Genomic DNA, 23,407 nt, shown 5'->3' with positions numbered 1-23,407 from the left:
GAACCCGGGGAGGGATCAGAAGCTGGCGAGGTAGTAGTAGCAGTCGACGGGATCGGTGGCATCGGTTCCCGCCTGGTAGATGAAGCGACCCTTGAACTGGTCTTCGAGCGGACTCTCTTCGGAGTCATCGAGAGCACCGTTGATCTCCTGGGAGAGCTTGGTGGCATCCTTGTAGGAAACGCCCTTGAGCACCACGTAGGCAACGCGGGAGGCTTTCAGGGGAGTCTTGCCGTCAAGGAGGAAGTTCAGGCCGGTGGCCGCAACATCGTCGAAGGGAGTGGTACCGAACGTGGTGGGATCGTCGGCATCGTCGAAGAAGGTTCCGGCAGCAGCCACCTTGCAGGCTTCGGCGCGGTTATAGTCATCCCAGTTGTTACCCGAACCGGAAGGCGGGTTACCGCTGGAGGTATCATTGAACGCCACCTTGCTGAGGCGGAAGACCTTCTCGTTGCCGAGATTCACCTGGGTGAGCCCGTCCTTGCCCACGCGCCAGGAGATGTTGTTGTCGAGCAGACCGGCGGAAATCAGCACCTGGTTGAGGGTGTAGTACCCGCTGGAGTCGGCCACATAGGTGACACCGTTGGTGCCGTCCAGGAGCGGAACGCCGTCCGAAGCGGAGGTACCGCTGGCCTCGGTGAGAGGCACGGTGCCGCCGGAGGTGTTGAGGGCCACATAGCCGACAACAGCCGTCTCGATGTTCTTGAAGTTCGCCGTCGTGGCAACGATGCGGGCGCGGTTGATGGCCGACATGACGCCGACCGCGATCACCGAGATGAGGATCGCGATGATGGCGAGCACGCCGAGCATTTCGACAAGGGTAAAACCCTTGGTGGATTTGATGTTACGTTTCATTTTATCTTTGTTGTGTTGTTCCGGGACCGGGGTCTTCCGACTCCGTTTGCGCGATCACTTCCTCGATGGAAGTCTGCCCCTGGGCGGCCTTGATGAAGCCGTCCTGTCGCAGGGTGCGGAAAATCGAACTTCCCGTTTGTTCAGTTTCGGTTGCGCAAAGTTTTCGGGCGAGTGCCTCGCACTCGCGGAGGGCGTCCTTGCCCAGCCGCACGATCACGTCGGCGAAGGGCTCGACCGGGCGGCATTCGTAGAGGCCGACGCGGCCCTTGTAGCCGTTGCCGTTGCATTTCGGGCAGCCGCCCGGCCTGGGGCGCCAGAGGCTCTGGCCCGGCTCGAGCCGGATGCCGTGGATTTCGGCCAGCGCGGCGCTCTGCGGGTGCGGTTCCTTGCACTCGCAAAGGCGGCGGATGAGGCGCTGGGAGACGAAGAGATTGACCGCGCCGATGATGATGCTCGGCTCCACCCCGATATCGATGAGGCGGGCGATGCCGCCGAGCGCGGTGTTGGCGTGAAGGGTGGAAAAACCGGTGTGGCCGGTGAGCGCGGCGCGCATGGAGAGCTCGGCCGTCTCCTTGTCGCGCGTCTCGCCGACGAGGATGTAGTCGGGGTCCTGGCGGAGCAGGGAGCGGAGGCCGAGGCCGAAGGTGAGCGACTCGGTGACTTCGGTCTGCCGGATGTTGCGGAACTCGTACTCGATGGGGTCCTCGAGCGTCATCATGGTGTAGTTGGTGACGTCGAGGGTGTTGATGATGGAGTAGAGTGAAGTCGTCTTGCCGGAGCCGGTGGGGCCGACGAAGTAGGTGAAGCCGAAGGGAGCGTTGGCCGCCGCGAGGATGGCCGCCTTGGTGTCGTCGAGCATGCCGAGCCTTTCCAGCGGCACGATGCCTTTGGACTGGTCGAGGATACGGATGACGATGCTCTCGCCGAAGAGCGTGGGCAGGGAGGAGAAACGCAGATTGATTTTCTTGCCGGCGAGGACGAGCTTGGCGCGGCCGTCCTGGGGGATGTGTTTCAGGGCGATGTCGAGGTTGCCCTTCATCTTGATGCGGGCGGCGATGGATTCGCGCACGGCGCCGTCGACGACGCGGTAAGGGTGAATGACGCCGTCGATGCGGAACTTGATCTGGGTCAGCGTTTCTTCGGGTACGACGTGAATGTCGGAAACGCCCATGTTGACGGCGTCGGTGACGAGCAGGTCGAAGAAACGGCCGGGATCGGAAACATCGGCCTTGGTTGCGAAGAGTTCGTCAAGTTTGGCGAGGACCTCCGCATCGGCCGCGATGTGGTAATCGATCTCGTTGATGCCGTGACGCGTGAGGATGGAGATGACTTCCGAAAAGCCGGGAATGGAGGGATCGCTGACCGCCAGGGCCACCTTGTTGCCCGTGCGCCGCAGGACGACCACCCGGAAGCGGCGGGCGATGGTCGGCGGGATGATCCGGGTGACGTCGGCCGGGATGCGGATGTTGGCCAGGCTGGTCGTGGGCAGTCCGTGATGGGAGGCGATGAGCTGGGTGAGGTTGGTCGGGGTGACGATGCCCAGCTCGACCAGCACGGCGCCGAAACTCATGCGGCGGCCGCGCTGGTTGTAGTACTCGGTGGCGAGTTTGATGCTCGACTCGCCGATGTGCCGTTTGCGGAGAGCTTCCGGCATCCAGAGAAAATCGCTTTCGAAACGGCCGGGCGTTCCGCCTCCGGTTGCCGGCGCTCCCGGCCGGACCGGTGCGACAGCCACCGGGTCCGCGGATGCCGGCGGGCGGACGCCGCGCCCGGAATCGGGGTTACCCTTGCCCGTCGCAGACACGTCAGCCCTGGCCGCGGGAGCAAGCGTCCCGGGTCGGGGGGCGGTCGAAGCCGCGGCGTTTCTGGGAGTGACAGGGTTCATCGATCGGAATGCGTCAATAAGGCGGGTTGTGCGGCTGCGGGTTCAGTCGAAGACGGAGATGACCTCCACGGGACGGGAGACTCCGCTGCCGGCGGAGATGGCGCGCGGCGGCGAGGGGAGCAGATGCGCTGCCGGCAACGCCGGGGCGGCAGAGGCGCCGGCGGCCGGATACGGGTGGTTGAGCTGACCGTAACGGCTGAGCTCGAACGCTTCCCTGCTGCCCGCATGTGTGAGAGAGCGCCCGGGCTGGAGAATGCGCGGCGTCAGAAAGATCACCAGTTCGCTTTTCTGCTTGGCCACGGCTTCCGTCCGGAACAGGCGCCCGAGGAGGGGAAGCGATCCCAGGCCGGGGATGGAGCGCGTCCGGGAGATTTCGGAATCGGTGAGAATGCCGCCGATGATCGCCGTCTCTCCGGAACGGAGCCGGACGATGGTGGAGGCCATCTTGACGTACAGGGCCGGGGCGTTGGATGCCTTGTCCGGCGAGGTCCGCTCCTCCTTCAGGCGCGTGATGGCCGGGGTGATGTCGAGGGTGATGTCGCCATTGTCGGCGATGTGCGGAGTGATGGCGACGATCGTGCCGATCGAGACGCTGTCGATTTCGTATTCGTTGGATTCGTACGAGGGCGCGCTTCCCGATCCGGAACCGTAGTCATATCGCGAATACGACGAGGTGCGGCGGAAAAAGGGACGGTCTTCGGTATCCTTGATGAAGGCGGTCTGGTTGTTGAGCGTGACCAGCCGCGGGGCCGTCACGGCGTTGAGATTGCCCTGCTGGGAAAGCGCGTGGAGAACGGCGCTCACCTTGCCCATGGCGATGGTGCCGACGATGGTGTCGTCGGCGAAAGTGAGGCCTCCCAGCGCATCCTCGACGTTGGTGGAGCCGAGGAATTCCATACTGCCGTTGTTGCCGGCGATGGAGGTCTTGGCCAGCGACCAGTCGACGCCCAGCTTGTTCTGGTCATCGAGCTGCACCTCGACGAGTTTGCCGAGAATCTCGACCTGTTGTCCGATGCGGGCGTTGAGCGTGGCCAGGTAGCGGGAAAGGCGGTGGTGGGTGTCGCGCGAGGCGGTGGCGACAAGCGTGCCGGAAAACTTGTCGAAGAGGAAACTCTCGTCGGGACCGGCCTTCAGGCTGTTGAGGTTGCTCTGCAGATCGTTCCAGAACTTGCTGTCGGTGGTCGAATCCAGGCTGATGGTCGCCGTATCGTTGTCCTTGCCGCTGCTGCCTCCGCCGCCTCCTCCGCTGTCGTCACCATCGACACTGTTCTGCCCGAGGCTGATGCTGGCGGAGGTCTTTCCGTGGCGGTCCAGCAGCGGGTATTCGATCTGGTAGACGATCGTTTTGTGCCGGCGGACAAAAATATATCCGGACTCTTCCAGATCCCAGTAAAAGCCCTCGTTGGTGCAGATGGCATCGAGAATGCCTTGCAGGGTCATGTTGTGAAATTCGGCCTGGATGTCGGCCTTCAGGTCTTTTTCGCAAAGCACGCTGATGCCGTAGGCGCGTCCCAGGGCCTGCATGACGTCGGCGATCGGCTGCTTGTCCTGGCTGAAATAGGGGACGCGGCGCATGAGGATCTCGGCCGGCGAAAAACCCGGAGAGGAAGCGGCCGCCGGAACCGTCCGGGCGGAAATCGTCGTCGGCTGCGCACTCGCCGGCTTCGCCACGCCGCATGCGACCGACACGGTGGCGGCGATGGCGAGAAAAACGCGCCGGGAAGAAGAGGCGGATTGACGGACGGAGGAACGCATTTTGTCAGGGAGTGGGTTCGGGCGGACGGTGTGGCATGGAGCTGCGGATCATGGCGGGACGGGAAGCAACGGCGGTCGTGGTGGCGGAAACGAAGAGGCGACTCAGGGGGCGCGCCCGCCAGCGGCGGGAGCGGCGCCGGGAGCCCCCGCGCCGGGTCTGCGGATGGCCATGCCGAGGCGGCGGCGGATCTCGTCCGGGCGGTCGGAGCTTTCGATCGCCGTCTCGGGCGTGATGAGTTTCTTGCGGACGTAATCGACCAGGCAGGTGTCGAAATCGATCATGCCCATGTCCTTCTTGACGGCGATTTCGTTGCCGACCTGGCCGGGCTTGTTCTCGCGGATGGCGCCGGCGACGGCGGGACAGTTGAGCAGAAGTTCGAAGGCGGCGACGCGCCCGCCGTTCATGCGCGGGACCAGCCGCTGGCAGAGCACCGAAAGCAGCGACGAGGCCACCATCGTGCGGATCTGGTCGCGCTCGTCGGCCGGGACGACGTCGAAGATACGGCTGATCGTGCCGGAAGCGTTGCGGGTGTGCAGGGTGCCGAAAACCAGGTGACCGGTCTCGGCCGCGGAGACGGCCGCCTTGACCGTCTCCGCGTCGCGAAGCTCGCCGATCAGGATCACGTCCGGGTCCTCGCGCATGGCGTCCACCATGCCGGCCTGGAAGCTGGGCACATCGCGCCCGACCTCGCGCTGGTGAATGAGGCTTTTGGCGGGCGTGTAGCGGTATTCGACCGGCTGCTCGAGAGTGACGATGTTGAGGGCGTTGTGCTGGTTGAGGTAATCGATGGCGGCGGCGAGCGTGGTGGATTTGCCGGAACCGGTGTAACCGGTGACCAGGATGAGCCCCGTGGGGCGGCCTTCCTTGATGATGGCCTGGAAGGCGGGGGGCAGCATCACGTCCTCCATCGACGGGATCTTCGAACGCATGAAACGCACCGCGAGCGCGGGCCGGCCGCCGGCCTTGTAGAGGTGGCAGCGCATGTCGCGATCGATGCGGTTGATGGCGAAGTCGGCCGCATGGCCTTCTTCCAGAAAAAGCCTGCGTTGCTCGGGCGTAAGCAGGTCCAGCACCTCGTTGATGAGGGGTTCCCCCACGGGCAGATCCTTCATCTTGACGATATCACCGTCTACCCGGAGCCCGAGAGGGGCGTTGAGCATGAAATGGATGTCCGAAGCACTGCGGCTTTCCCCGAACTGGAGGGCCTCGTCGAGGCTGTTGAGCGGACCGGCGGCACGATTCGCAAAGGGCGACCGGGAACCGAAAGGCGATGCGGTGTTGCGTGGCGCAGGCGTCACCGCCGGCCCTCCCTTGGCGGGAAGCCCGGATGATTTGTTCAGCGCTGATACGACCGGTTGCATTATTTGCAGGACAAATAACGCTCGGGCATAAAAGCCCGGCAGACCGGATATGGCGCCTCATAAGGAGGCGGAATACCGGTGACTGAAATGACGACGAGGGATTGCATATTTTTACAGCAGGCCTCGGAGACTGCCATCATTCCGCGGATCAGGGTAGTCGGGTAAACACCTTACTTTATATAATACATTTACATAAAACAATTTATGTAATCACAATTTTATGGATTCATGTATCTGCCATTCCCGACAGACAGCAGCCCGGCATGAACCACGGTAAACAATGTCCGGGAAGACGAAGTGCAGCGGAGGCCAAGGGGGAAAGGTCTTCACTCGCAATTGGCCCACTTTCGCACTTGTGACTTGTGGAGCCCGTTTGCGGCACGAAGGATGCAGGGCACCCCCTTTGCATGTCCACGAGTCGCGCCAACAAAATCGTCCGAGCCTGGCTGGAATCTCCCACCCACGGCATTATCGAACTCGCTCACGACTGGCGCGCGCGCCACGTTCCGCCGCTTCTGCTCGGTGACGGAGAACGCTTCACCACGCTGACGCGCGTCCCCGACTACACGTTCGGGATCGACCACGCCTACATGCTCAACCGCAAGGGCGACATCGTCTTCTTCATCCCGCAGGATGCCCGTCCGCTGCCCCGGGGCGACACGCTGCCGCCCATTCCCGGCACGGCCCGGCTTCGCGACGACCGCGATTCGCCGCCTCCGGCCGATACCGTTTACCTCGCCGGCGATTTCAACCACTGGAATCCCGTCGGCCAGGCCGAGTGGGAGCTCCACCCGGCAACTTTCGAGGGTTTCCCGCTGCTCGTCTGGAGCGGACCGGCGGAGCGGTTTTTTGCCGCCCCCGGCCAGCCTCTCGTCCGTTTCAAGTTCGTGACCGCCGCCGGCCGCTGGTTCGACGTGCCCGCCACTGCGCCCAACGCCCTGCGCGACGATCTCGGCAACTACAACCGCACCGTCGATCCCGAGCGCACCGGGTGGCACCTCTTCCGTTTCACCGTGCCCGCCCCTCTCGACCTGGCGCAGTCCTGGAGCGTGCAATGGCAGGGCGACGGCAGCGTGCCGCTCATGCCCGGTCCGTTTTTCTACAACCTCCACACCACGCTCCCCCTCGGCGCGATCGTCCGCGAGGAGGAAACGACCTTCCGCATCTTCGCCCCCCGCGCCCACTCCGTGGAGCTGCACATCTGCGAAAACCTCGAGCGCCAGGACGCTTGCCACGACTACGTCCTCAAGCGCCGTCCCGACAGCCACGGCGATGCCGGCGTCTGGGAAGTCGTGCTCACGGGCAACCTCCACGGCTGGTACTACTGGTATACGATCGATGGCCCGCGCGATGCCTTCGGCCTCTTCAACCCGGCTCACCGCATCCTCGACCCGTGGGCGCTCGCCACGGTCGGCCCGCTCGGCCCGGCCATCGTCATCGACCGCTCCTGGCTCGGTCGCGGAGAGCGTATTCGCGATTACATGACGCCCGACTGGCAGGATCTCGTCATCGCCGAGGCCCACGTGCGCGACCTCGCCGCGCGCGCCCCGCTTTCCCTCTCCCCCGACGAACGCCGCGGCTTCACCGGCCTGCGCCGCTGGGTCGAATCCCCCGACTTCTACCTGCACAGGCTCGGCGTCAACTGCGTCGAATTGCAACCCGTCCAGGAGGCCGACAACAAGACCCCGGCCGAGTACCACTGGGGCTACATGACCAACAACTTCTTCGCGCCGACCAGCAGCTACGCGCTCGACCCGGCGCGCGCCTCCGGCCTGAAGGAGTTTCAGGAACTCGTCGCCGCCTTCCACCGCCGCGGCATCGCCGTGATCCTCGACGTCGTCTACAACCACGTCGGCGAGCCCGCGCACCTCATGTTCATCGACCGGCTCTACTACTTCGAGCAGGACGCCTCGGGCAAACTCGCCAACTGGAGCGGCTGCGGCAACGACCTGCGCGCCGGCTCCGCCATGGCCACGCGCCTCATCATCGAAAGCTGCACCCACCTCGTCGAGGCCTTCGGCGTGGACGGCTTCCGCTTCGACCTCGCCGACCTCATCGGCGTGCCCGTGCTCGGCCAGGTCGAGCGCGCCCTCAAGCGCGTCAAGCCCGACATCATCCTCATCGCCGAGCCCTGGAGCTTCCGCGGCCACATTGCCGGCGCCCTGCGCGACACCGGCTGGGCGTCGTGGAACGACGGATACCGCAACTTCCTGCGCGAATACGTCCGCGGCGGCAGCAACTCCGAAACCTTCGAATATTTTCTCAAGGGCTCGCCCTGGTACTACGCCAAGTGGCCGGCGCAGACCGTCAACTACGTCGAATCGCACGACGACCGCACCTGGATCGACGCCATCACGGAAAACTACAACGGCAGCGGCGATCACCCCACCGCCGCCGACCGCGCGCGCACCCACCTCATGGCCGCCGTGCTCTTCATGTCGATCGGCATCCCCATGCTTTCCGCCGGTCAGGATTTTATCCGGTCCAAGCAGGGCATCAACAACACCTACCAGATGGGCGACATCAACGCCCTCGACTACCGCCGCATCTACCGGTTCCCGACCACGCACACGTATTTTGCCGACTGGATCGCCTTCCGCCGCAGCGAGACCGGCCGCCTGCTCCGCCATTTCTCGCGAGCCAGCGAAGGTTTTTTCCGCTTCATCCGCGACGAACACAGCACCGCCGCGGCCGTGATCTACAACGCCGACTGCTCCCGGGGAGCCACGCAACTTCTCTTCGCGATCAACCCGCTCGATCGCGACGTCACGCTCCGCCTTGGCGACGACGTGGCCACGCCGGACTGGAAACAGCTCGCCGACCAGGAGCACTTTTTCCGCCCTACCATGCGCCGCACCGCCCGCCGCCTGGAGCCGGATCTCTACCTCCCGCCGCTCGGCTGCGGCCTCTGGATGCGGGAAAGCTGAGGATTTTGGTTCATTCCCGCCATTTTTGCGCCCCGAAACGCAATCCGTGCGTGTCATTCCCCCCGACTTCCCGCTAGCCTTGCCGTTCTTCTTTTCCACCTATGAGCAAAACTCCCATCCGCGTAGCAGTTACCGGAGCCGCCGGCCAGATCGGCTACTCGCTCCTCTTCCGCATCGCTTCGGGCGCCATGTTTGGCCCCGAGCAGCCCGTCATCCTCCAGTTGATCGAAGTGCCCGTCGAGAAAGTCCTGAAGGCTCTCGAAGGCGTCGCCATGGAGCTCGACGACTGCGCTTTCCCGCTGCTGAAAAACATCATCCTCACCGACAAGCCCGAAGTCGGCTTCAAGGATGCCAACTGGTCGCTGCTCGTCGGCGCCAAGCCCCGCGGCCCCGGCATGGAGCGTGCCGACCTGCTCAAGGACAACGGCAAGATCTTCACCGGCACCGGCAAGATCATCGACGAAGTCGCGGCCGATGACGCCCGCGTCGCCGTCGTGGGCAACCCCGCCAACACCAACTGCATGATCGCCGCCTCCAAGGCGAAGCGCCTCACTCCCGATCGCTTCACCGCCATGGTCCGCCTCGACGAGAACCGCGCCCGCACCCAGCTCGCCAAAAAGGCCGGCGTGGACACCACCGCGGTCAAGGACATCTTCATCTACGGCAACCACAGCCCGACCATGTTCCCGGCCTTCGCGCATGCCACGATCAACGGCAAGCCCGCCGCCGAGGTTATCGGCGACGACGCCTGGCTCAAGGGCCCGTTCTGCGAGACGGTCGGCAAGCGTGGCGCCGCCATCATCGCCGCCCGCGGCCTGTCCTCGGCCGCCTCGGCCGCCAACGCCCTCGTCGACCACGTCCGCTCGCTGGTGACGCCCGGTGCCATCCATTCGGTCGCCGTCAAGAGCAACGGCGTCTACGGCTTCGATCCCGAAGTCTGGGCCGGCGTTCCCGTGCGCACCACCACGCCCGGCAGCTACGAGATCATCACCGGCTACGCGCTGGACGACTTCGCGAAGCAGAAGATCGCCGCGACCAACAAGGAGCTCGTCGACGAGCGCGCGATGGTCGCCGAGCTGCTCGGCTGATCTCCGGAATACGGATACACAGGGTATCCTGATTTTAGTGACGACGGCGTCCTGTTCGCAGGGCGCCGTTTTTTTGGAGAGGTGACGAGGACGGGCAGGGGCTTCGTCCGGCTGGCGCGGGCGTCGCAAGCGACGCCCCTACTTCGGCATAAGCCTCATGCTTGCGCCCCTACGGCTGGCGATTCGCCAGTTCGCGCACGTAGAGCTCCTCGACTTTCTTGCGCGCCCACGGTGTGCGGCGGAGAAATTGCAGGCTCGATTTCACGCTCGGGTCGTAGTTGAAGCACCGGATGTCGATCCGCTGGCCGAGTTCCGCCCAGCCGAAGTGTTCGGAGAGGCGGGTGACGATCGTCTCCAGCGTGATGCCGTGCAGCGGGTCTTTGGATGCGGGCGGTGTCATGGATGCCTGATGTAAGTGTTGCCCGGGATGTTGGCAATTTTCCGCAGACCCCGGTCATGCAGGCGCGAGAGTGCCAGCAGGGCGACCACCGCTCCGACGAGGGCGAGGGCCATGTCGCTTTGCGTGTCCCACGGATCGCCTTGCGTGCCGAGAAAGTCTTCGGCGGCCGCGCCTGTGAGCAGCGCCGCCGCCCACTCCACGAGTTCGTAAAACGCGCTGAACGCGAGGCACACGCTCACGACCAGCGGCGCAAGCCAGCGGCTCGGGCGGGCGTCACCGGGGGCGCGACGGCCGAGCGGGGAGGTGCGCAGCAGGATTTCGCGAGCGAGGAGGGCGGGGACAAATCCCTGCGCGAAATGGCCGAGCTTGTCGTAGTTGTTGCGGGCGCCGCCGGTCAGGTCGCGCAGCCAGTCGAAGAGCGGCACGCGCGCGTAGGTGTAATGAGCGCCGACGAGCAGGATCACGCAATGGACCCAGACGAGTGCGAGCAACAAGGTCGTGAGCGGAAATTTTTTGCGAAAGACGAGGATCAGCGCGCCGCCGGCCACGACCGGCGCGGCTTCCAGCCACCAGGTGAAACGGTCGTGCGGCGCGATCCAGGACCAGATCACGACGGGAGCGAGCAGACCGAAAAAGAGAAGGAGACGGCGATCCATGCAGGCGGCGAAAGGTGGAGGACGAAAAAGGAAGGAGAGAAAGGGAGCGTGACGAGTGGAGGGACGGGGGGGAGGGGGGGCGACGGAGGCGAGGTCAGCCGATGAGTTTGCTGAGGCGGGTGCGGTAGCGTTGCGAGAGTTCGACGTTGGCCTCCATGCCGCCGGGGAGGTTCTGGCTGCGGACGAGTGGCAGGTCGTGGCCGTTGTCGCGCAGCCAGCCGAGCACGTCGAGCATGAGGAGGTTGAGCAGGGTCGCGCCGATGAGCGTGGAGGTGGGGCCGGCGTGTTGGCCGGGCGTGACCTCGACGATGGCATCGCCGGGGACGCCAAGGTTGTCGAGCGTCCAGTCGGCGACGGCGTGGAGATTTTGCCCGCCGGGATGGACGGTTTTGGCCGTCGTGCTCATGGCGAGCGAGGTAAGCCCGATGACGGTGAGGCCCTTTTTCTTCGCGTAAAGCGCCACCTCGATGGGCGAGGCGTTTTTGCCGGAGTTGGAGATCACGATGATGACCTCGCCCGCGCGCAGTCCGTAGTGCCGGTCGTGCCGTTCGGCGAGGCGCGTGCCGTAGCCGACGACGTTTTCCGAAAAACCGTAACCGGGATCGAAAAGTCCCGTGACCGGCATGAGACCGCCGGCGCGCCCGATGATTTCGCGGGCGATCATCTCGCTGTGCCCGCTGCCGAAGGTGTGGAGCACGCCGCCGTCGGCGATGGAGCGGCCGATGACCGGCGCGAGCGCGGCGATCGTGGCGGCGTTTTTCTCGCGGGCCTGCGCAAGCAGGGCGGTGGCGGTGGCAAAGTACGTGTCGGAGAGGAGTGGCATGGCGGGAATTACGGGAAACGCCGTGCAGGTTGACGCCAAAAGCCGGAGACTGAAAAGAACGAAGCGCGCTCGTCTGTCGCCTCATCCGCGCCAGGCGGCGACGATCCGCCGACGCATGGCCTCGTCGGGAAGGGGGCCGAAGGCGGCAGCCGCGTTGCTCGCCATGTGCGCGGGGTTGCCCGTTCCGGGAATGGCGCAGGTGACCGCCGGGTGGCCGAGGACAAACTTGAGCAGGAGCTGCGCCCAGCTTTCCGCGCCGGTTTCCGCCGCCCATGACGGCAGGGGTCGGCTGCTCAGGGAGCGCAGCAGACCGCCTCCGCCGAAGGGCGTGTTCACGATCACGGCCACGCCGAGGTCCCGGGCGAGCGGCAGCAGGCGCTCCTCCGCGGCGCGGTCGCCGAGCGAGTAGTTCAGTTGCACGAAATCCGGTTTTTCCGCACGCAGCACGGACTCCAGTTGCGGGTAGGCGGAGGAAGTGTAGTGCGTCACGCCGAGGTAGCGGATGAGGCCGCGTTCCTTCCGGTCGCGCAGCGTTGCGAGGTGCGTGCGCCAGTCGAGCAGGTTGTGAATCTGCATCAGGTCGATGGGTCCGGCGCCCAGCAATTCCTGCGAACGCTGCATCTGCCGGATGCCCGCCTCGCGGCCGCTCGTCCAGACCTTGGTTGCGAGAAAGGCGCGGTGTCCGCCGGCCATCTCGCCCAGCAGCCTGCCCGTCACGGCTTCGGCCCGGCCGTACATCGGCGAACTGTCGATGACGGAGCCGCCGGCGTCGAAGAGCGCCTGCAGCACGCCGGCCAGTCGCCGGTATTCCGCGCTGTCGTCGGCCACGTCGAAAGCCACATAGGTACCGCAACCGACGATCGGCAGCGCCTCGCCGCTGGCAGGGATGGGGCGCGTCGGCATCTGGCGGGCGACGCGTTCGCCGGCCAGACCGGACCGCATCATCGCCGCGCACAGGGTGCCGCCGCCGAGCAACCGCAGAAAGCCGGCCCGGCTCATGCCGCCGGACGGCACGGATTTTTCGGAGGCTGCGGCGGACGGATTTTCCGGTGTTTTCTTTCTCATGTGTGCTTGCTCCCTGCCCCCCGGCCGGGGCCGGCGGGCAGCGGAAGAAGATGCCATCTTGCGGGCGATCTGGCCAGCCGCGCGCGCGCAATGCCGGTGATCAGCGGCCTGCCGGCGGCAGCTTTTTCAGCCGGGAGGCGATGTCGGCGGGATAAAGATCGTGGAGCGACACCCTGAGCGCGAGAGCCAGAATGGCGGCTTCCAGATCGGTTACGCAGCGGACGCCCGCCTCGATCTTGGCCAGCGTTCCTCGCGAGATGTCCCACCCGGCGACGCCGCACCGGGCCGCCAGCATCTCCTGGGTGAGAGCGAGATTGCTCCGGATACGGGCGACCTGACGGCCGACGATGTTCTGACGACTGGTATGGCGGTGCTCCAATATCGGAGCTCCATCGTGCGCGAAAACAGCCACCAATGTGCTCCGTTTATGGAGCACATTGCACGAACATCAGTGCTAGGATGGCTCGGCCCGCATTCTTCTAACCTGAAACATCATATAACTATCCATGAAAATACCAGCGACTGCTTTTGCCGTGCTCCTTGCCGCTTCTCTTCCCCTTTCAATTCACGCCCGCGTGGACGATGCGAACTACGTTCGCCTTAGTGGCATCTATGCCGATCCGGGAGGAGGAGAGATTGGAGATCACCTCGATGGCAGTGTCGGTGTTCTGTTTTCCGTCGGACGGGAATGGGTACTCGATTTCGACCGGTCCGCATTCCAGTTGGAGTTTGAAACCGGGTGGGTAAAGATGGATGGAGACTATGACGGAGACAGCGGCGACCTTCAGGATATCCCGTTGCTGCTTACGGCGCGGTATGTCTGGAATCTTTCCGACAAGTGGAGCATCGCTGCCGGACCTTCGGTCGGGCTCAGCTACCTGCGCGGCAAGATCGACGGTGTGGGTTCGGATTCCGACTGGGTCTTCACGTGGGGTCTGGGCGTGCTGGTTTCGTATGCCATCTCGGATACCCTTTCTGTCGATGCGGGTTATCGCTATCTGTGGCATGACGATGCCAGCTTCAAGGGCAGGAAAGTGAAAGATATCGAGGGACAGGTCTTCCAGATCGGCATTCGCTTCAGCTGGCCGACGCTTTGAGGACATCTTGGTCCTTCCTGCCGGTTCACTCCGCTTCCCAGCGTCCGTAGATGCCGCATGGCAGGATCTTGCCATCGGCTTCGATCGGCAGGCCGACTTCGCCGCCGGTGATGGTGCCGCCGCGCTCGCGCATGAGCTCGGCGAGAAGGTTGACCACCACCGTCGGCGAGAGGCGGGCGGTGTAGGCATTGATGAGAAAAAACACCGGGCGCTCCGTGAGCAAGGCGCGGCATTCGGTGAGCAATTCCCAGAGGTTGTCCTCCAGCTTCCACATCTCGCCGCCGGCGCCGCGTCCATAGGTCGGCGGGTCCATGATGACCGCGTCGTAACGGCGGCCGCGCTTGATTTCGCGGCGCACGAATTTCAGGCAGTCATCCACAATGTAGCGGACCGGCGCCGATCCGAGGCCGGAGAGCGCGGCGTTTTCGCGGCACCATTTGACCATGCCTTCGGCGGCATCCACATGGCAGACGCTCGCCCCCGCCTTCGCCGCCGCGCAGGTCGCGGCGCCGGTGTAGCCGAAAAGATTGAGCACCGATACCTCGCGGTCGCCGTTGCCGCCCGCGTTTTTCGCGGCGCGGATTTTTTTTGAAAACCACTCCCAGTTGACGGCCTGTTCGGGGAAGAGGCCGGTGTGCTTGAAGCTTGTCGGGTGGATGCGCAGCGTGAGGTCGAGCGGCTGGTAGCGGATCGTCCACTGCTCGGGCAGCGGCTTGCGAAATTCCCAGCGACCGCCACCTTTTTCACTGCGATGGTAAAGACCATCCCAGTCGTTCCAGGGTTTTGCTGCCGATCCTGTCGATCCCGATCCCGATCCGGCGCGCGGCCAGATGATTTGCGGATCGGGCCGCACGAGCGTGTGGGCGCCCCAGCGCTCCATCTTCATGCCGTCGCCGCAGTCGAGCAGCCGGTAGTCGCGCCAGCCATCGGCGGTGACGAGTGTGGAGCGTTGGATGTCGATACGGGCGGGCATGGAGCAGAGGGAAAGGCCGGAGGCCGAAAACGGAAAGCTGAAAACGGACGGAGCCGGGGGGGCGAGCGGAGCGCGCGCCGGAAATCTGCAAGTCTCACGCGACAAATGCCGCTCCGGTTTTGACAGGTGCCGCTCCTCCCGTAGCTTGCGCCCCGCTTATGCAAACCACTACCAAACTCGTCCTGCTTCTGGCAGGCAGTCTCCTGGCCTTCGCACAGGCCGTCAGCGCCGACACCATCGAAACGAAAGATGGTGCCAAACTCGTCGGCACCGTTGTCAAAATCGACGGCGGCAACGTCACTCTCGCAACCGCTTACGCCGGCAATATCACCGTCAAGCAAGCCGAGATCGTCCGCATCGACACCGAAAAACCGCTCGTCGTGCGCCTCCAGGGCGGCACCACCATGGCCGGCACCCTCGCCAGCGAGGGCGACGGCAAGGTCGTCCTCTCCGGTAATGACGGCGCCATTACGACCGGCGTGGACAAGCTCGCCACCACCTGGGGCGTCGGCGAGACCGATCCGGCCATCCTCGCGCAGCAGCGCAAGTGGTCGTACGAGGCCACGTTCGACCTCGGCGGTAAGACGGGCAACAACGAGAAGTTCGGCGTCGGCGCCGGTTTTCTGGCCAAGCTCACCGGCCCGGATGACACGCTCCAGTTCTACACGAAGTATTTTTACGAGAAGAGCGATGGCGACGTCTCCGACGACCGTTTCCTCGCCGGCATCGACTACTCGCGCAATTTCAGCGAACGCGTTTCCTGGTACGCCCGCGACGAGGGTGGCTACGACAACGAGAAGGACATCGACTTCTACAACATCGCCGCCGCCGGTTTCGGTTACGATTTCGCGAAGCGCGACAACTGGAAGCTCACCGGCCGCCTCGGTCTCTCTTACCGTTACGAGACCTACGGCGATCCGGCCATGGACGATGTGAAGTCGGCCGGTCTCGATGTCGGCCTCATCAACTATTACCGCTTCAACAACTATGCGGTGATGAACAATACGCTCAGCTACGTGCCGGCGTTCGATGATTTTGGCGATTACCGTTTCCTGCACGATTCCAACCTCGAGTTTCCCATCGGCAGCAGCGAATGGCGCCTGCGCATCGGCGTGACCAACGACTACACCAGCAGGCCCGCCGCCAACAAGGAACGCATGGATACGACGTACTACACGAAGTTCCTGCTTCGCTGGCAGTAAATCCGGCACGTAGCTGCGAACGCAAGTTCGCAGATCGCCTGCATCCGGACCCTGCGAACTCACGTTCACAGCTACAAAAGGCATGACAAGGCCGGAGCCCCGCCGCGGGGCTCCGGCTTTTTTCGTCTCCGGCCGGACTTTTCGTCTGCTGCCGCTTGACACGTTTGCTATCAAGAAGGAGTTCACGTCCTGCAATGCACCGCCAGCGATCTGCTACCACCTTGTCTGCCCGGGCCCGGCCTTTGCCGGAGCGCCTGCTGGCCGGTGCGCTGGCCTTGCTGGTTTTTGTCCTGGGGCTGGTTTGCGTCTCCCCTTCCGTTCACGCCTGGCTGCACGAAGGCGGCAAACAGCAGGCCAAGGCCTGCCCGGTTTCCGGTCAGGACGATGACGGCGGTTGCGTCGTGCTGGCCTTTGCCGGCGGCCTGACCGTGCCGCTCGGCGACGTGTGCGCGCCTGCCTTGCCTTTGCCGGTCACGGTCATGGCAGGGAAACCGCGCGAAGAACTCCGGCTTTCCTCACCCCGTTACCTGCACCGGCCGGAGCGTGGCCCGCCCCTGCGCGGATAACGTCACGATCCCTTTCTTCACGGCCGGCTTCCCTGCGCGGAGGCGCGTGCCGTTTCTTTCGCCTTTTTTCGCGTCCGTATTCGTCCTGCCGTCGGGCCTGCGTTCTGCGCGCCCGCTTCCCTTTTGCTTCCATTTTTGTTTTTATGAATTTCCCGTTTCGTCTCTCGCTCCTGAGCGTGGCCGCCGCTTCCTGCGCCCACGCCCGGACGCTCCCTCCTCCCGCGTCCGCCACCGGTGCCGAGCCGCCGGTGACGCTCGACACCGTCGTGGTCAGCGCCACGCCTTTCGAACGCAGCCAGGCTGACCTGATCTCGTCCACCAATGTCCTCTCCGGCCAGGACCTGCTCCTCCGGCAGCAGGCCACGCTGGGCGAGACCCTCTCGGCCCAGCCCGGCATGAGTTCCACGTACTTCGGACCCGGCGCCAGCCGGCCCATCATCCGCGGCCTCGGCGGCAACCGCGTCCGCATGCTTGCCAACGGCGTCGATACGATCGACGCCTCCACGACCAGCCCCGACCACGCCGTCAGCCTCGAACCGTTTCTCGTCAAACGCATCGAGGTCGTGCGCGGACCCGCCTCGCTCCTCTACGGCAGCTCCGCGGTCGGCGGCGTGGTCAACGTCATCGATCACCGTGTCGAGACCGAGCTGCCCGCCGCCACCGTCTCGGGCGAACTGGACGCGCATTACGGCACCAATGCCGACGAGTTCGTTTACGGAGGCATCCTCGACGTCGCGCTCTGGCGCACCGAAGACCGCGCCCTCGTCCTGCACCTCGACGGGTTCAAACGCAGTTCCGACGACGTGCGGATTCCCGGCTACGCCGATCCCTCCGATCCCGTGAACAAGGGCCGCATCACCAACACCGCCATCGATTCCGACGGAGGTTCGGTGGGGCTCTCCTGGGTCAGCGGCGATTTCAACGCGGGCATCAACTACAACGGTTTCAACACGACTTACGGCGTGCCCAACGAGACCGACGTCGAGATCGACATGAAGCAGCGGCGCGTGGACTTCACCGCCGGCCTCGACCGCGACTTCGGCATCTTCAGCGGCGCCCGCTTCAAGTTTGGCGAGGCCGACTACCGGCACCGTGAGATCGAGGACGGCGAAGTCGGCACGACATTCACCAACAAGGGCATCAACTCCCGCTTCGAACTCCTCCACCAGGATCTCGGCGGCTTCGACGGCTCCTGGGGCGTCGAGTTCAACCGCAGCGATTTCAGCGCCATCGGCGAGGAGGCGTTTCTCCCGACCACGCTGACCAACAACATCGCCCTCTTCCTCTTCGAGGAAGCGAAGCGCGGCGACTTCACCTGGCAATTCGGCGCCCGGTACGAGCATCAGAACATCGACGCCGATCCTTTCGACAGCGTGCTCTTCCTCAACGGCGTGGACCCTTCCCGCACGTACGGCTCCCGCACCGACCGGCGCGATGTGTTCAGCGGCTCGGCCGGCGTGATCTATGCGTTTAACCCGACCTGGGCGCTCGCGCTGTCGCTCACCGCGACCGAACGCGCGCCCAATGCGCAGGAACTCTATGCCGACGGTCCCCATATCGGCACCGATGCCTACGAGGTCGGCGATCCCGGTCTCGATCTCGAGCGCTCGTTCGGCGCCGAACTGAGCCTGCGCAAACGCACCGGTTTCGTCACCGGTTCGGCGGGCCTGTTCGTCAACGCCTTCAACGGCTTCATCTACGAAAACGCCACCGGCGCCCTCGTGGATTTCGAGGGGTCCGGCGATCCCGACGAGTTTCTGCCCGAGTACCGGTTCATCCAGCGCGATGCGATCTTCTACGGCGCCGAGATCGAGACGACCTGGCACCTCCATGCCTCGGAGAGCCAGACCCTCGATCTCAAGCTCAATGCCGACTACACTGTGGCCGAGGACAGCCACGGGAACCCGCTCCCGCGCATCCCGCCGCTCAAGGGCCTGATCGGGCTCGCCTGGGCGAGCGGTCCGTGGTCCGCCGGCGCCGACGTGCAACTCGTGGCGAAGCAGAGCCGCAATGCCGAAAACGAAACCGACACCGCCGGCTACCAGTTGCTCGGCGTGTACGCGGGCTACCGTTTTGCCTGGAACCGTGTCGTCTGGGACCTCTTTGTCCGGGGCTCCAATCTCACGGACGAGGATGCGCGCCTGCACACGTCGTTCCTGAAAGACATCTCGCCGCTCCCCGGCCGCAGCGTGGTCTTCGGCCTGCGCGCGGGCTTCTGACGCGGGTTGCTCCCGCCGGGACGCTGCGCATTTCCATCACACCCGCATCGTGGCCAGGGCGCGCCCGATCCGGGCCAGCGCCTCGTCGATCTCGGCGTCGGTGTGGGCGGCGCCGATAAACCAGTTGTGGTGCGGATGCAGGAACACGCCCTGCGCCGCCACGGCCGCGCAGAGCGCCTGCGTGCGCATCAGCGAAGGGTCGTCCTTGACGCGCACATACGGCAGCGCGGGCGGGCCGCTCGCGAGCAACGCTACACCGTGCCGTTCGCCGAGCGCGAGCAGGCCGTCCACCAGACGGCGGCCGGCGCGCTCCAGCTTTTGCGGGAGACGATCGCGCGCGACGATCTCCAGCACGGCCAGCGCGGCGGCCATCGGCGCCGGGTCGTTCCAGTAACTGCCGGTCAGGTACACGCGGCTCGCCGCGACCTGGGTTGCCTTGCGCCCGACACAGGCCGAGATCGGGTGGCCGTTGCCCAGCGCCTTGCAGTAGATCGCCAGGTCGGGCTCGTATCCGAAAACCGGGTGCGAGCCACCTGCGGAGAGCCGGAAGGCGGCGCGCACATCGTCGAGGACGAGCAGCACGCGGTGCTCGCGGCAGAGCCGGTTGGCCGCGGCCACGAACTCCGGCGCGGGCAGTTCGCTGTCGCCATAGGCCGGATGGTGGAACGGCGTGAGGACGAGCGCGGCGAGTTGCCCGCGGTGTTTTTCGAAAACGGCTTCGAGCGCCGCGGTGTCGTTCCATCCGCAGTCATGGAGATGCGCGCGGTCTTCCGCGACGAGGCCGCCGAGGCCTGGCGTGCACCAGGCATGCGAGCCGTGGTAGGCGCCGCGGATCCTGACGATGCCGGGGCGTCCCGTGGCCTCGCGCGCCACCATCACGGCCCAGGTGGTGAGGTCGGAGCCGTTTTTGCCAAAAACCGCCCAGTCGGCGAAGTCGATCCGCTCCACGAGCTTTTCCGCGAGGTCGACGAGCAGCGGGGTGGGGTGGTTGAAACACGCGCCGCGCCGCCGCGCCGCCTCGGCGGCGGCCTCGACTTCCGGATGGTGATACCCGAGGACGAGCGGACCATAGCCGCACATGAAGTCGATGAACTCGTTGCCGTCGACGTCGCGGTAACGGCATCCGCCCGCCGCTTCCGCCGCGAAGTACGGCATCGCCCCTGGCACGGTGACGGCGGGCGCGGTGTGCCCGTAGATGCCGCCGGGAATCACCCGCGCGGCGCGGCGGAAAAGGGCCTGGGAGTGGACGAGTTTCATCGAATGGGCCTTTCCGGCAGGGGACGCAGCAGCGCGCTCGCCCGGTTGATGACGGCGGAGAGCCGGTCGACGAGCGGCAGCCGTCCGGTGATGCGGAGTTCGCCGGTGCCGAGCGCGGCGAGGGCGTCGAGGCGGTGCCCGAGTTCGGCGAACAGCACCGGGACGTGCGCAAACTCCACCCGCGCGACCGGCGCTCCGGGCGGTTCGCCGGCGCCGCGGCGCAACGAGGCCGGGTGGATCCAGAGCGGAGAGGGCAGGGCGTCGCAGTCGAAAACGAAGGCGCCCTCGCCGAGCTGCGCCCGCTCCGCCGCGCCGTCCGGGTGATGGCGCAGCCAGGCGGTGGCGGCGGCGAGTCCGGCGGCGAGGCTGCCCCAGGCGTGGAGCGCGAGCAGCGCAGGGTCGCGCCGGGCGGCTTCGCGGTCATCGAGGATCACGCGGAGCCGTTCGCCGGCGCGGCCGAAACGCCGCACGCCGTCCCGCAGGTGTCGCCACCCGCCGAGCGGGAGTGCGAAGGCCGGCCGGTTTTCGAAGGCCCGCACGAGCGCTCCGGCGCTCATGAACCGCAGCCGCAAGTCGCCGGGGCGGCCGGCATCCTCGCTCCGGATCGCACCGTCGGCGATGGCGAGGCGGGCGCGCAACCCGTGCGGCCCCGCGAAGACGATTCCGAAAGCCGGCCCGGCCAAGGCGGCGGCAAGCGCCTCGTCATGGCCGGAGAGCAGCGTCAGCACCCCGGGAACGACTTCCAGGTAGAGCGCGGCTTTGAGTGTGGAGGGAGACATGGCGGGCGGAGGGCGAGTTTGGCGAAACGGGAGGGAAAAGCCATCCGGGGTGACAATACAAGCTTCCCGCTCTTTCTCATTCTCGTACTCATTCTCTTTCTCCGGTCTGATTCGTTCTCCTGCTCCTGCTCTTGCTCCCCGTTTTTCTCTCTCAAGAAGGAAGAGTACGATTACGAGAATGAGAAAGAGCACGAACCGGAGGAGGAGAAGGAGAAGGAGAACGAGTACGAGAACGAGCCTCCGGGCTGGCTCCCCCCCCCGCTCCGGGCGGCTCCTGCCTTGAGGCTTGCATCAGCCCGGCCACGCAGATTTTGCTCTTCCCCTTCCGCACACAACAACCGCCACCATGAAAACGACCACCTCGTCCTCTCCGTCCACCCAGCCCGCCACCGGCCGTGAAATGAATGGCGCCGATGTCGTCGTCGAAGCGCTCGCCCGCGAAGGGGTTGACGTGATTTTCGCCTACCCCGGCGGCGCCTCCCAGGAGCTTCACCAGGCGTTTGCCCGGTCGGACAAGGTGCGGGTCATTCTCCCCCGTCACGAGCAGGGCGGCTCCTTCGCCGCCGAGGGTTACGCCCGCGCCACCGGCCGGGTCGGCGTGTGCATGGCCACCAGCGGTCCCGGCGCCACCAACCTCGTTTCCGCCATCGCCGACGCGTTCATGGACTCCACCCCGCTCGTCGCGATCACCGGCCAGGTGTTTTCCCGGTTCATCGGCAAGAGCGCGTTTCAGGAGACCGATTTTTTCGGCATGACGCTGCCCATCGTGAAGCACTCCTACCTCGTGCTCAACGCGCACGATCTGCCGCGCGTCATCAAGGAGGCGTTTTATCTCGCCCGCACCGGCCGTCCCGGCCCCGTCGTCATCGATATCCCGAAAGACGTGCAGCAGGCGCGCCTCACGCCCGTTTTCCCCGAAAAAGTCGAGTTTGCCAACCCCACGCTCAATGCGCTCCCGAAAGCCTCCGACGAGGACCTGAAGCTCGTCCTCGACCTTATTGCGAAGGCCGAGCGTCCCGTGCTCTATGTGGGCGGCGGCGTCATTTCGGCCGAGGCGCACACCGACCTGAAGACCTTTGCGGAGCGCACCAACATCCCGGTCGCCACCACGCTGACGGGCGTCGGCGCGTTTCCGGAAACGCACCCCCTTTCCATGCAATGGTTCGGCATGCACGGCAGCGCGTACGGCAACTGGGCCGTGGACCAGAGCGACCTGCTGCTCTGCTTTGGCGCGCGCTTCGATGACCGCATCACCGGCGACACGAGCAAGTTCGCCCCGCACGCGCGCATCGTCCACATCGACATCGACCCCTCCGAGCACAACAAGAACAAGCGCGTCCACCACCCGATCGTCAGCGACCTGAAACACGCGCTTTCGCGTCTCAACGAGCTCGCCGCCACCGCGAAGTTCACGCCGCCCGACACCAAATCCTGGCACACCCAGGTCAACGCCTGGAAGCGCGACTATCCCTTCGCTTACGAGGAAAGCCGTCACATCATCCCGCAGGAAGCGATCGAGGCGCTTTACGAACTCACGAAGGGCGACGCCATCATCACGACCGGCGTGGGCCAGCACCAGATGTGGGCTGCGCAGTTTTACCGTTTTGACGAGCCCCGCCGCTACATCAGTTCGCTCGGTCTCGGCGCGATGGGTTACGGCTACCCGGCGGCGCTCGGCGCCAAGGTGGCGTATCCGGAAAAACAGGTCATCGACATCGACGGCGACGGCTCTTTCCTCATGAACGTGCAGGAGCTCGCCACCGCCGCGGTGGAGAAGATTGCCGCCAAGGCGATGATCCTGAACAACCAGCACCTCGGCATGGTGGTGCAATGGGAAGACCGCTTCTATGGAAGCATCCGCGGCAACACCATTCTCGGCCATCACGACAACATCGGCGGCCCCGACAACCCCGGCGGCCTGTATCCGGATTTCGTGAAGATTGCGGAAGGTTTCGGCGTGAAAGGCCGCCGCGTCATTCGCAAGGAAGAGTTGCGCGAGGCCATCCAGGAGATGCTCGACCACGACGGCCCGTACCTGCTCGACGTGATCGTGCCTTACACCGAGCACGTGCTCCCCATGATCCCGGCGGGCCGCACGGTGAAGGACATGATCCTGAAGTAAGCGCCGCCTCGCCGGAGCACGGCGGGCATGCTTGGGCAGTGGCGCGGGCGTCCCGCCCGCAGACGGCGAAGCCGCCGGATCGCGTGGCATGGGCTTCCAGCCCATGAGCGTTGCCTCTCCGCGTGGCACGGGCTTCCAGCCCGTGTTCTGCGGGAGTTGCCTCTCACCCTTGTTTCAGGGGCGGCGCTGCGCGCCGTCAGCGGGCGAGACGCCCGCGCCACGACGCTCCGCGTAACATCAGTGAAGCAAGCGTCACCCACCGCGGAGAAAGCCGCAACCTTCGTGTTGCCTCCGGCATAGGGATGAACGTCATGGTTGGGTCCGGAGTCGGGCATCGAAAAACGGGTGCCGTCGATCAACTTGACCGGATGGCCGCACC

The 23,407-nt window shown here is 65.2% G+C and carries 19 protein-coding genes; 7 read left to right on the top strand and 12 right to left on the bottom strand.

Going from position 1 to position 23,407, the window contains the following annotated elements:
• Nucleotides 1-15 precede the first annotated feature (15 nt).
• The 4 genes from OPIT5_04645 to OPIT5_04630 all read right to left on the bottom strand — a co-directional run bounded on the left by OPIT5_04645 (nucleotide 16) and on the right by OPIT5_04630 (nucleotide 5,854).
• Nucleotides 16-852 carry a hypothetical protein gene (locus OPIT5_04645; protein AHF89630.1) on the bottom strand — a complete coding sequence of 279 codons (837 nt, stop codon included), beginning with the start codon at nucleotides 850-852 and terminating at the stop codon, nucleotides 16-18.
• A gap of 1 nt (nucleotide 853) precedes the next feature.
• Entirely contained in the window at nucleotides 854-2,737 is a 1,884-nt protein-coding gene (locus tag OPIT5_04640; GenBank protein AHF89629.1) for a secretion system protein E, read from the bottom strand.
• A 42-nt stretch (nucleotides 2,738-2,779) separates the two neighbouring features.
• Entirely contained in the window at nucleotides 2,780-4,492 is a 1,713-nt protein-coding gene (locus tag OPIT5_04635) for a type II secretory pathway, component PulD (GenBank protein AHF89628.1), read from the bottom strand.
• A gap of 102 nt (nucleotides 4,493-4,594) precedes the next feature.
• Nucleotides 4,595-5,854, bottom strand: a complete 1,260-nt coding sequence (locus tag OPIT5_04630) for a twitching motility protein (GenBank protein ID AHF89627.1) — start codon at nucleotides 5,852-5,854, stop codon at nucleotides 4,595-4,597.
• Between the two features lie 407 nt (nucleotides 5,855-6,261).
• Between OPIT5_04630 and OPIT5_04625 the strand changes: the two genes are divergently transcribed.
• Nucleotides 6,262-8,781 carry a family 1 glycoside hydrolase gene (locus tag OPIT5_04625; GenBank protein ID AHF89626.1) on the top strand — a complete coding sequence of 840 codons (2,520 nt, stop codon included), beginning with the start codon at nucleotides 6,262-6,264 and terminating at the stop codon, nucleotides 8,779-8,781.
• Between the two features lie 101 nt (nucleotides 8,782-8,882).
• Complete coding sequence (locus OPIT5_04620) at nucleotides 8,883-9,869, top strand: malate dehydrogenase (GenBank protein AHF89625.1); 987 nt, start codon at nucleotides 8,883-8,885, stop codon at nucleotides 9,867-9,869.
• Nucleotides 9,870-10,038: 169 nt separating this feature from the next.
• On the opposite strand, the gene OPIT5_04615 is transcribed toward OPIT5_04620, so the two are convergent.
• The 5 genes from OPIT5_04615 to OPIT5_04595 form a co-directional block, all read right to left on the bottom strand.
• Nucleotides 10,039-10,269: a hypothetical protein gene (locus OPIT5_04615; protein AHF89624.1), complete on the bottom strand. Its 231-nt coding sequence runs from the start codon at nucleotides 10,267-10,269 to the stop codon at nucleotides 10,039-10,041.
• Nucleotides 10,266-10,925, bottom strand: a complete 660-nt coding sequence (locus OPIT5_04610) for a membrane protein (GenBank protein ID AHF89623.1) — start codon at nucleotides 10,923-10,925, stop codon at nucleotides 10,266-10,268. The genes OPIT5_04615 and OPIT5_04610 overlap by 4 nt, the downstream gene beginning before the upstream one ends.
• A gap of 94 nt (nucleotides 10,926-11,019) precedes the next feature.
• Complete coding sequence (locus OPIT5_04605) at nucleotides 11,020-11,748, bottom strand: hypothetical protein (protein AHF89622.1); 729 nt, start codon at nucleotides 11,746-11,748, stop codon at nucleotides 11,020-11,022.
• 81 nt (nucleotides 11,749-11,829) lie between these two features.
• Nucleotides 11,830-12,813, bottom strand: a complete 984-nt coding sequence (locus tag OPIT5_04600; protein ID AHF89621.1) for an aldo/keto reductase — start codon at nucleotides 12,811-12,813, stop codon at nucleotides 11,830-11,832.
• Nucleotides 12,814-12,913: 100 nt separating this feature from the next.
• On the bottom strand, nucleotides 12,914-13,249 hold the full coding sequence (locus OPIT5_04595; GenBank protein ID AHF89620.1) for a DNA-binding protein: 336 nt from the start codon (nucleotides 13,247-13,249) through the stop codon (nucleotides 12,914-12,916).
• Nucleotides 13,250-13,319: 70 nt separating this feature from the next.
• Between OPIT5_04595 and OPIT5_04590 the strand changes: the two genes are divergently transcribed.
• Nucleotides 13,320-13,910: a hypothetical protein gene (locus tag OPIT5_04590; protein AHF94075.1), complete on the top strand. Its 591-nt coding sequence runs from the start codon at nucleotides 13,320-13,322 to the stop codon at nucleotides 13,908-13,910.
• A 25-nt stretch (nucleotides 13,911-13,935) separates the two neighbouring features.
• On the opposite strand, the gene OPIT5_04585 is transcribed toward OPIT5_04590, so the two are convergent.
• Complete coding sequence (locus tag OPIT5_04585) at nucleotides 13,936-14,883, bottom strand: SAM-dependent methyltransferase (protein AHF89619.1); 948 nt, start codon at nucleotides 14,881-14,883, stop codon at nucleotides 13,936-13,938.
• Between the two features lie 158 nt (nucleotides 14,884-15,041).
• On the opposite strand from OPIT5_04585, the gene OPIT5_04580 reads away from it, so the two are divergent.
• The 3 genes from OPIT5_04580 to OPIT5_04570 all read left to right on the top strand — a co-directional run bounded on the left by OPIT5_04580 (nucleotide 15,042) and on the right by OPIT5_04570 (nucleotide 18,870).
• Nucleotides 15,042-16,085 carry a hypothetical protein gene (locus OPIT5_04580; protein ID AHF89618.1) on the top strand — a complete coding sequence of 348 codons (1,044 nt, stop codon included), beginning with the start codon at nucleotides 15,042-15,044 and terminating at the stop codon, nucleotides 16,083-16,085.
• 194 nt (nucleotides 16,086-16,279) lie between these two features.
• The gene (locus OPIT5_04575) at nucleotides 16,280-16,651 is read left to right on the top strand and encodes a hypothetical protein (protein ID AHF89617.1); all 372 of its coding nucleotides are present in this window, start codon (nucleotides 16,280-16,282) and stop codon (nucleotides 16,649-16,651) included.
• Between the two features lie 143 nt (nucleotides 16,652-16,794).
• Nucleotides 16,795-18,870: a TonB-denpendent receptor gene (locus tag OPIT5_04570; protein ID AHF89616.1), complete on the top strand. Its 2,076-nt coding sequence runs from the start codon at nucleotides 16,795-16,797 to the stop codon at nucleotides 18,868-18,870.
• 36 nt (nucleotides 18,871-18,906) lie between these two features.
• Here the strand turns inward: OPIT5_04570 and OPIT5_04565 are convergent, their stop codons facing one another.
• Nucleotides 18,907-20,127 carry a glutamate-1-semialdehyde 2,1-aminomutase gene (locus tag OPIT5_04565; protein AHF89615.1) on the bottom strand — a complete coding sequence of 407 codons (1,221 nt, stop codon included), beginning with the start codon at nucleotides 20,125-20,127 and terminating at the stop codon, nucleotides 18,907-18,909.
• The gene (locus OPIT5_04560; protein AHF89614.1) at nucleotides 20,124-20,906 is read right to left on the bottom strand and encodes a hypothetical protein; all 783 of its coding nucleotides are present in this window, start codon (nucleotides 20,904-20,906) and stop codon (nucleotides 20,124-20,126) included. Before OPIT5_04560 ends, OPIT5_04565 begins: the two co-directional genes overlap by 4 nt.
• 346 nt (nucleotides 20,907-21,252) lie before the next feature.
• On the opposite strand from OPIT5_04560, the gene OPIT5_04555 reads away from it, so the two are divergent.
• On the top strand, nucleotides 21,253-23,028 hold the full coding sequence (locus tag OPIT5_04555) for an acetolactate synthase (GenBank protein AHF89613.1): 1,776 nt from the start codon (nucleotides 21,253-21,255) through the stop codon (nucleotides 23,026-23,028).
• Nucleotides 23,029-23,407: the final 379 nt, after the last annotated feature.

The organism is Opitutaceae bacterium TAV5 (assembly GCA_000242935.3).
Classification (GTDB): Bacteria; Verrucomicrobiota; Verrucomicrobiia; order Opitutales; family Opitutaceae; genus Geminisphaera.
The sequence above is the reverse complement of the archived record's forward strand: the minus strand, read 5'-3'. Positions and strand labels throughout refer to the sequence as shown.

Coding starts and splice junctions, on each gene's coding strand:
- OPIT5_04580 (AHF89618.1), top strand. CDS start 15,042: ATGCAAACCACTACCAAACTCGTCCTGCTTCTGGCAGGCAGTCTCCTG.
- OPIT5_04570 (AHF89616.1), top strand. CDS start 16,795: ATGAATTTCCCGTTTCGTCTCTCGCTCCTGAGCGTGGCCGCCGCTTCC.
- OPIT5_04605 (AHF89622.1), bottom strand. CDS start 11,748: ATGCCACTCCTCTCCGACACGTACTTTGCCACCGCCACCGCCCTGCTT.
- OPIT5_04620 (AHF89625.1), top strand. CDS start 8,883: ATGAGCAAAACTCCCATCCGCGTAGCAGTTACCGGAGCCGCCGGCCAG.
- OPIT5_04565 (AHF89615.1), bottom strand. CDS start 20,127: ATGAAACTCGTCCACTCCCAGGCCCTTTTCCGCCGCGCCGCGCGGGTG.
- OPIT5_04635 (AHF89628.1), bottom strand. CDS start 4,492: ATGCGTTCCTCCGTCCGTCAATCCGCCTCTTCTTCCCGGCGCGTTTTT.
- OPIT5_04560 (AHF89614.1), bottom strand. CDS start 20,906: ATGTCTCCCTCCACACTCAAAGCCGCGCTCTACCTGGAAGTCGTTCCC.
- OPIT5_04645 (AHF89630.1), bottom strand. CDS start 852: ATGAAACGTAACATCAAATCCACCAAGGGTTTTACCCTTGTCGAAATG.
- OPIT5_04625 (AHF89626.1), top strand. CDS start 6,262: ATGTCCACGAGTCGCGCCAACAAAATCGTCCGAGCCTGGCTGGAATCT.
- OPIT5_04590 (AHF94075.1), top strand. CDS start 13,320: ATGAAAATACCAGCGACTGCTTTTGCCGTGCTCCTTGCCGCTTCTCTT.
- OPIT5_04600 (AHF89621.1), bottom strand. CDS start 12,813: ATGAGAAAGAAAACACCGGAAAATCCGTCCGCCGCAGCCTCCGAAAAA.
- OPIT5_04610 (AHF89623.1), bottom strand. CDS start 10,925: ATGGATCGCCGTCTCCTTCTCTTTTTCGGTCTGCTCGCTCCCGTCGTG.
- OPIT5_04615 (AHF89624.1), bottom strand. CDS start 10,269: ATGACACCGCCCGCATCCAAAGACCCGCTGCACGGCATCACGCTGGAG.
- OPIT5_04575 (AHF89617.1), top strand. CDS start 16,280: ATGCACCGCCAGCGATCTGCTACCACCTTGTCTGCCCGGGCCCGGCCT.
- OPIT5_04585 (AHF89619.1), bottom strand. CDS start 14,883: ATGCCCGCCCGTATCGACATCCAACGCTCCACACTCGTCACCGCCGAT.
- OPIT5_04555 (AHF89613.1), top strand. CDS start 21,253: ATGAAAACGACCACCTCGTCCTCTCCGTCCACCCAGCCCGCCACCGGC.
- OPIT5_04640 (AHF89629.1), bottom strand. CDS start 2,737: ATGAACCCTGTCACTCCCAGAAACGCCGCGGCTTCGACCGCCCCCCGA.
- OPIT5_04630 (AHF89627.1), bottom strand. CDS start 5,854: ATGCAACCGGTCGTATCAGCGCTGAACAAATCATCCGGGCTTCCCGCC.